The organism is Arthrobacter sp., assembly GCF_030540645.1.
Classification (GTDB): domain Bacteria; phylum Actinomycetota; class Actinomycetes; order Actinomycetales; family Micrococcaceae; genus Specibacter.
Map to the genome: position 1 here is coordinate 42,278 of NZ_JAUNVV010000017.1, position 7,096 is coordinate 49,373.

Genomic DNA, 7,096 nt, shown 5'->3' on the forward strand with positions numbered 1-7,096 from the left:
CTGCTGGTGCCGGTTCTGGCTCTAGTCCTCGTACTCGTCCGGGTCCGGCTGTGGGTTGTCCTCCATGATCTCCGGCTCTGGGGGAATCGAGCTGTAAATCATCTCTTGATACACCATCTCCCGTGCCCTGAACCGTGCCATGTTGATCCCTCCCAAAACTTCCAGTGTGTCCTGGTCCGAAGTCCGGGGAGGAAGCAACTGAGGCATCAACTCTTCGATCTGTTCCTGTATCTGTTTGCCCAAGGTCGAAAAGTAGTCCTCGGGATTCGGGATCTGGCTGAATGTCTCCGGGTCGTGGTTCTTCATAGTTTCCATGGCGTGTTGCCCGTGCGTGTTCATTGCGCTGCTCCTCCGGCTCCGACCACAACGAGTCCAAGCTCATCTGGCCATCCATTACATACTTCGACTTCTTCGCCACGCTAGGTTCCCCTATTCGCTGGATACTCTCGTACCACCGTAATAGCGTGCCCCCGCATTGGGTATTATTCCTTCTTCTTTAAGCCTTCCTCACGCAGTGGTTTGCGTTCGCGGGCAAGCTCGCGCACCACCGTTGACTCACTGAGACCAATGGTCGCGGCGATGTCCTTAATGCTGCGCTTCTTGGCTCTCATATCGTGTGCTGTGGCTGCCTTATCAAGGGTCATCTTCGTTGGCCGGCCACCCACACGGCCCCTCGCCTTCCCCGCTTGCAACCCCACCAGGGTCCGCTCCCGCAACCTGTTTCTTTCGTACTCAGTCAGGGCCGAGAAAATCTGGAAAATCACCACCCCGTGAGAGGCGGACGTATCCAAGAACGGCTCGTTCAAGGAACGCAACCCCACTCCCTGCTCCGCGAGCAGGGCCACGATGGCGGCGAGGTCCCCTGAGCTACGACCAAGCCGGCTCAAGTCATTGACCAACAAGACGGTCCCAGACTGCAAGTACTCCAAGCAGTCCACCCAGCCGGGCCGTTCCATCGTGGCGCCCGAAGCATGGTCACTAAAAACCTTGATCGCCCCCGCTTTCTCCAGGGCATCCGTCTGCACATCAAGAGACTGCGCCGTCGTGCTCACCCTCGCGTAACCCACCAAGTTCATGGTTCTCCTTCCACCCACCAAAAACGGAGGGCCCGAAAGTTTTGACAGTTCTCCATACCGCAACACTACCAGTAGATAACGAAGTTGAGTTATGACAATTAAAAGCAATGAAGAACCGGCCACGCGTATGTCATTTTCGGCTCCACAAATTTCAGTACCCGTCTGCACAGTGTCGGAGTGTCCCTTTGTGGGAACGCCAAACTCCACAAAACGCGAGACTTCATTTGTGTCAGAACGAGGCCTGGTTCCAACGCAGGCGACTAACACCCACTGTGACTTGTGAGTAATTGCGCAGTGACACCAGGTCGAACGGACCCGGTACCGGGAGAGACGCGGTGCAATGTCACATGATACTATTTGTGTCACGCATCACATGATGAAAAAATTGTCCCTTCTGTTGTTCGTATTGGAGTTGAATTGCATGTCCCTCAAAAATGAAACCACCCCCAGGTCGTCACCGGCGCCTGGGGGGACACCCGCAGGACTCAAGCGTGTTGTTGCCGCTGCCATGGCTGGCACCGTTGCCGAATGGTACGAGTTCTTTTTGTATGGAACGGCCTCAGCCCTGGTATTTGGAACACTCTTTTTCAAGCAGACGGGCAACCCGGTGGATGGCATCATTGCCGCCTTCGCGCTGTATGCTGTTGGATTTGCCGCACGCCCGTTGGGCGGGCTCGTATTTGGACACTTTGGCGACAAGCTGGGTCGCAAGCAACTGCTCCAGCTGAGCTTGGTGGCCGTTGGTATCACCACCTTCTTGATGGGGTGCTTGCCCACCTTTGACCAGGTTGGCTACTGGGCGCCGGGGATGCTGGTTTTCCTGCGACTGGTCCAGGGCTTTGCCTTTGGCGGGGAGTGGGGAGGGGCCATCATTTTGGTCAGCGAACACAGCCCGGACAACCGCCGCGGTTTCTGGGCCAGCTGGCCCCAAGCTGGCGTGCCTGCAGGAAATCTTGTGGCCACGCTGGTGTTGCTTGCACTGTCCAACATGTTGCCGGAATCGGAATTCCTCGCGTGGGGTTGGCGTGTTGCGTTCTGGTTCTCCGCCGTCGTGGTCTTGATTGGTTACTGGATTCGCACCAAAGTTGACGACGCTCCCATCTTCAAGGAAGCACAGGCTGCCCAGGCCAGCGACGAGAAGACTCAGCTTGGTGTCATCGAAGTATTGCGTCACCACTGGCGTTCGGTGTTGGTGGGCATTGGCGCCCGTTTCGCCGAGAATATCCTATATTACATCGTCGTCACGTTCTCCATCACTTACTTGAAGTTGGTTGTGGAGGTCGACACCAGCCGCATTCTGCTGCTGATGTTCGGTGCACACGCCCTACATTTCTTCATGATTCCACTCATGGGCTACCTCTCCGACATTGTGGGACGTAAGCCCGTCTATCTGGTGGGGGCCGTACTGACGGCGTTTTGGGGATTTGTGGGCTTCCCCATGATGGACACCGGCAATGACTGGATCATCATGACAGCCATTGCCCTGGGCCTCGCTATCGAGTCCATGACCTACGCACCGTATTCGGCACTCATGGCCGAAATGTTCCCCACACGTGTGCGGTATACGGCCTTGTCTCTGTGCTACCAATTTGCGCCCCTGCTGGCCGGTTCGCTGGCACCGCTGATCGCTTTGACTCTCTTGAAGAACTTCAACTCCTCCGTCCCGATCGCCTTGTACCTGGTGGCGGCATCGGTGATTTCCATCGTGGCAGTCAGCTTGACGAAGGAAACGCGGGGCAAGTCCCTGCGTGAGGTTGATGCCGAATCCGCCGCCCGTACCGGAATAAATTAATATTATGCAATATGACAGTGCACTGTTGAAGTAATTCCAAGTCCCATACAGAAGGGCGGTGTCAAGCCGCCTTAGCACCATTGTCGTTGAGTATCTGGGTGAATACTCCTCTTGGTGTGAGGAATCCCAGGAAGGCGCGGGGCGGTCGTTGAGTTCCTCGGCGATGGAGTCTCAATAGAGTTGGTGACTGGTGAGCTCGACGCCCTGAGGAGGTACTCACGGATTAGCCCGTTCGTGTTCTCGTTCGATGCTCTTTCCCATGGTGAGTGAAGGTGCGCGAAGTACATAGGCAGGTCCGTAGCCACGGTCAGTTGGGGGTGGCTACGGACTTTCCCCGTGCCCTGATCCCACGTCAGGGAGCCATGCATCAGTGCCGTCAGGTCATTGACCCGATCGATGAGGACATCGACGAGTCCGGCAGCTTTCTTGCCTTCTGTCAGGCCCAGCGTGCTCCAAGAACCCACGGTTCCTTTCGACCAGGGTCGCGATAGCGCTCTTGCCGCCCTTACCGACCACCAAATCCCCTTTGCACGCGCCAGGAACACGTCGATCTGCTGTTTCCTGGGGCCGGGCATCGATGCTGACCATCCCGAGGATCTGGCCGCCGTTGCGCTCATCACCGATTTACGCTTCGTGCGCTTGGACTGCAGCAGGATCCAGGCCTTCGCCAACTCGCCGTTGCGCAAGGCGTGATTCAACGGTAGATGGACTCGTGGGTACGGTCCGGCCCTGGGCGTCGGGTGATTTGGTCATGGTCTCAACACCGGGGTCCGTCGCTTCCAAACGCACACGATCTTACGATCTGCCGTGGTGTCCTGGACCGCGCCAGATCGGTCTTCACCGGTGCAGCAAGGATCGTATATATCTCCATCTTCCGGGTTTGTGGACGTCTGCGCCGACGCTCAGCAGCACAGTCAGCACTCACCGGTCGATACCCGTGGGCCTTCAGCGAGTTCTGTCCACACTCACGCCAAATGATCGTGTGGTTCCGGGCGAGTTCAGCCAGGATCTACCGATTCGTCTTGCCAGCGCGGATTCCCACAGAGATATCTGCCCGATCCGAAAACGACAATCGCCTATGCCCCGCCAGCAACTCCTCTTGTCAACCAACGTGTTGCTTCGAGAGTATGACCTCCCCGGTGGGAGGTGGGAGTCTGGCGTGTGGAAAGACCTCCACGGACAGGACGCTGCGTGTTTACGTGGTTCCCAGAGTGCCCGGTTTTACTTCAAAATCCGTTTCTGGCAGGGGGATTGGAGCAGGGAATTGGTCTCGTCACGGAGGCTTACATCAATATCAGTGAATGGTTGCTCAATGAAAATGTGACATGTACCATTGTACAGTCTGGTGACGTAGAGCACAGCTGGTTCTTCTGCTGGATGGCTCAAAGGCCGGTTGGGGCGCCTGGAAAGGTTCCTGAATTGGTGCACGAGGGATGGGCGCAGCGATGTGGGTGCGATCGATTCTGCTGAACTCGGTAACTGCCGGAATGCCTGACCAGGTCGCCGCAGGGGAATTTTGTTTCCCTGCGTGGGGCGTTGGCTTCATATCCGAAAAGACGTAAGGAAAGTTTATGGACATGCTTGGCGCCATCAACGACGCGATCTGGAACCCCATGGCGTATTTCGCCCTGGCTGTAGGATTATTTTTCACGGTACTGACCGGATGGGTCCAGTTCCGCCGATTCCCGGATATGATCCGGCAGATCCTGAGCAAGAAGAACAGCTCGGACGGCATCTCTCCGATCCAGGCGCTGCTGTTGACGCTCGCCAGCCGCGTGGGTGTGGGAAACATCGCCGGGGTGGCCACTGCAATCGCTGCCGGCGGCCCCGGCGCTCTGTTCTGGATGGTGCTTTGTGCCCTGCTTGGCTCCGCAAGCTCCTTTGCTGAGTCCACCTTGGCACAGGTGTTCAAGCGCCGTATCAACGGCGAGCACCGCGGTGGCATGCCGTTCTACATCGAATATGGGCTGAAGCTCAAGTGGCTGGCTGTGGTGGTTTCGCTAATTGCCATGGTCGGCTACGGTTTCGTGTTCCCGGGCGTGCAGTCAAACAACATCGCCTCCAGCGTTGAGACCGCGTTCAATGTGCCGCCGTTGGTGAGTGCTATTGGCATCACCGCACTCATGTCGTTTGTCATTGTGGGCGGAACCAAACGCATTGTCGGTGCTGCCCAGCTGATGGTCCCCGTCATGGCCGTGGGCTACATCATTGCCGCGCTGGCGATCGTTGCCGTGAACTACGAACAGATCATCCCGACGCTGAGCATGATCCTGTCCTCCGCTTTCGGCACCCACCAGGTCTTCGGCGGCATCGTGGGCGCCGCGGTCGCTTGGGGTGTTCGACGCGCAGTGTTTTCCAACGTCGCTGGCGTGGGGGAGGGGACCTATGGCGCCGCTGCGGCATCCGTGTCCCACCCCGCGAAGCAGGGTCTCGTCCAGGCCTTCTCCATTTACATCGACACCGTGGTTGTTTGCTTCGCCACCGGCCTGATGATCATTATGACTGGTTCCTACAACGTGACGGCGCCCGACGGCGCTGTTCTTGTTGAGGGCGTACCCGGCCTCAAGGCCGGTGCCGCGTATACCCAGCAGGCCATCAGTACGGTTTTGCCCGGCGTGGGCCCGGGCTTCGTCGCCGTGGCGCTCTTCTTTTTCGCCTTCACCACGCTTGTCGCATTCTTCTACATCGCCAAGACCAACCTGGTCTACCTGAGCGGACGCGATGACAACCCGGTCATGGACTGGACTTTGAAGATTGGGATGCTTGTCATCACCTTCTTCGGCGCCATCATCAGCGCCGACGCGATGTGGGCCATCGGCGACATCGGATACGGAACCTTGGGTTGGATCAATATGCTCTGCCTGCTGGCGCTCTCCTCGGTGGTTTACAAGGTCATCCGCGACTATGAAAAGCAGCGTAAAAACGGGCTTGACCCCATCTTCAATCCGCTGGCGTTGGGTATTAAGGGAGCCGATTTCTGGGTCGAGGAAGCCCAGGCAATCGCCGAAAAGCAGGCAATTTTGGCCGCGGAACGGTCCAGAAAATAAGAAGTTTTCTTCAGAACTTCCATCGGTACAATGTCACATGGTACTATTTGAGTGTGATGTACGACATGGAGTCGAAAGTGTCACCTATAACTTTGAAAACAACGATTGTCCCCCTACGAAAGGAACACGAAATGAGCACCACTAAGAAGCCTTGGCACGGAGTCCTCGTTGCATCTGCATTGCAGTTCAAGGAAGACTACTCGGTTGATTACGAAGCATTTGCCGATCACGTGCGCTTCCTGGCCAGCAGTGGCTGCGACGGCATCGCGCCGAACGGTTCGCTCGGTGAGTACCAGACCCTTTCCGATGAAGAGCGTGCCAAGGTCATCGAGACCGCAGTGGCCGCAGCCCCCGAGGGATTCACCGTTATGGCCGGCGTTGGCGCATATGGTGGACTGCAGACGCAGAAGTGGGCACAGCAGGCCAAGGATGCCGGCGCGCACGCCATCATGTGCCTGCCGCCGAACACCTACCGTGCCTCCGACGACGAGGTTGTGGAGCACTTCCGTCTTGCAGCCTCCGCTGGCCTGCCGGTTGTTGCCTACAACAACCCGATCGATACGAAGGTCGACCTGACTCCGGCGCTGATCGCCCGCCTGTACAACGAAGGCCTGATCGTCGGTATCAAGGAATTCACCGGGGACCCGCGCCGTGCCTACGAAATCAAGGAATTGGCGCCGGGCATGGACATCCTCATCGGCACGGATGACACTGTGCTGGAAATGGGCCTTGCCGGCGCTGTTGGATGGGTTGCCGGTTACCCGAACGCCATCCCGCATGCAACCGTGGAGCTGTACCGCCTGGCCACCTCCGGCAACCTTGCCGACATGGAGCGTGCCCGCGAAATCTACCGCGACCTGCACTCGCTGCTGCGCTGGGACACCAAGACCGAGTTCGTCCAGTCAATCAAGCTCTCGATGGACGTCGTCGGACTCAATGGCGGCATTTGCCGTCCGCCGCGCAACCCGTTGACCCCGGCGGTTCACGCAGCCGTCGTCGCCGACACCGAAGCTGCAGTAGCCAAGGGCTACAAGTAACCTCAAAATTGCACCATTGTTGGCCGGCCGCCGAGACTTGGCGGCCGGCCCACCCCACTATAAGATCAAAAACGAAATATGATAGAGCTTGCACAAGCGCCCCACCACGATTTTTCCCGCCGGGGATTCCCACACCCCAGGCCA

The 7,096-nt window shown here is 57.8% G+C and carries 6 protein-coding genes; 4 read left to right on the plus strand and 2 right to left on the minus strand.

The genetic code is table 11. The annotated features are described in order from the left end of the window. Window positions 1-21: 21 nt before the first annotated feature. A complete protein-coding gene (locus tag Q4P21_RS05310) occupies window positions 22-339 on the minus strand; it encodes a hypothetical protein (RefSeq protein ID WP_303387773.1) in 318 nt (105 codons plus the stop codon). Between the two features lie 143 nt (window positions 340-482). Beyond that, complete coding sequence (locus tag Q4P21_RS05315) at window positions 483-1,076, minus strand: recombinase family protein (RefSeq protein ID WP_303387774.1); 594 nt, start codon at window positions 1,074-1,076, stop codon at window positions 483-485. 421 nt (window positions 1,077-1,497) lie between these two features. On the opposite strand from Q4P21_RS05315, the gene abaF reads away from it, so the two are divergent. From abaF to Q4P21_RS05335, 4 genes are all read left to right on the plus strand, one after another. Continuing rightward, window positions 1,498-2,868, plus strand: coding sequence for a fosfomycin efflux MFS transporter AbaF (gene abaF / locus Q4P21_RS05320; RefSeq protein ID WP_303387775.1), 1,371 nt, complete (start codon window positions 1,498-1,500; stop codon window positions 2,866-2,868). A 447-nt stretch (window positions 2,869-3,315) separates the two neighbouring features. Further along, window positions 3,316-3,561, plus strand: a complete 246-nt coding sequence (locus Q4P21_RS05325) for a hypothetical protein (RefSeq protein ID WP_303387776.1) — start codon at window positions 3,316-3,318, stop codon at window positions 3,559-3,561. An 878-nt stretch (window positions 3,562-4,439) separates the two neighbouring features. Then, complete coding sequence (locus Q4P21_RS05330; RefSeq protein WP_303387777.1) at window positions 4,440-5,915, plus strand: sodium:alanine symporter family protein; 1,476 nt, start codon at window positions 4,440-4,442, stop codon at window positions 5,913-5,915. Window positions 5,916-6,046: 131 nt separating this feature from the next. Then, a complete protein-coding gene (locus Q4P21_RS05335) occupies window positions 6,047-6,952 on the plus strand; it encodes a dihydrodipicolinate synthase family protein (RefSeq protein WP_303387778.1) in 906 nt (301 codons plus the stop codon). The last annotated feature ends 144 nt before the right edge of the window (window positions 6,953-7,096 follow it).

Coding starts and splice junctions, on each gene's coding strand:
- Q4P21_RS05310 (WP_303387773.1), bottom strand. CDS start 339: ATGAACACGCACGGGCAACACGCCATGGAAACTATGAAGAACCACGAC.
- Q4P21_RS05315 (WP_303387774.1), bottom strand. CDS start 1,076: ATGAACTTGGTGGGTTACGCGAGGGTGAGCACGACGGCGCAGTCTCTT.
- abaF (WP_303387775.1), top strand. CDS start 1,498: ATGTCCCTCAAAAATGAAACCACCCCCAGGTCGTCACCGGCGCCTGGG.
- Q4P21_RS05330 (WP_303387777.1), top strand. CDS start 4,440: ATGGACATGCTTGGCGCCATCAACGACGCGATCTGGAACCCCATGGCG.
- Q4P21_RS05335 (WP_303387778.1), top strand. CDS start 6,047: ATGAGCACCACTAAGAAGCCTTGGCACGGAGTCCTCGTTGCATCTGCA.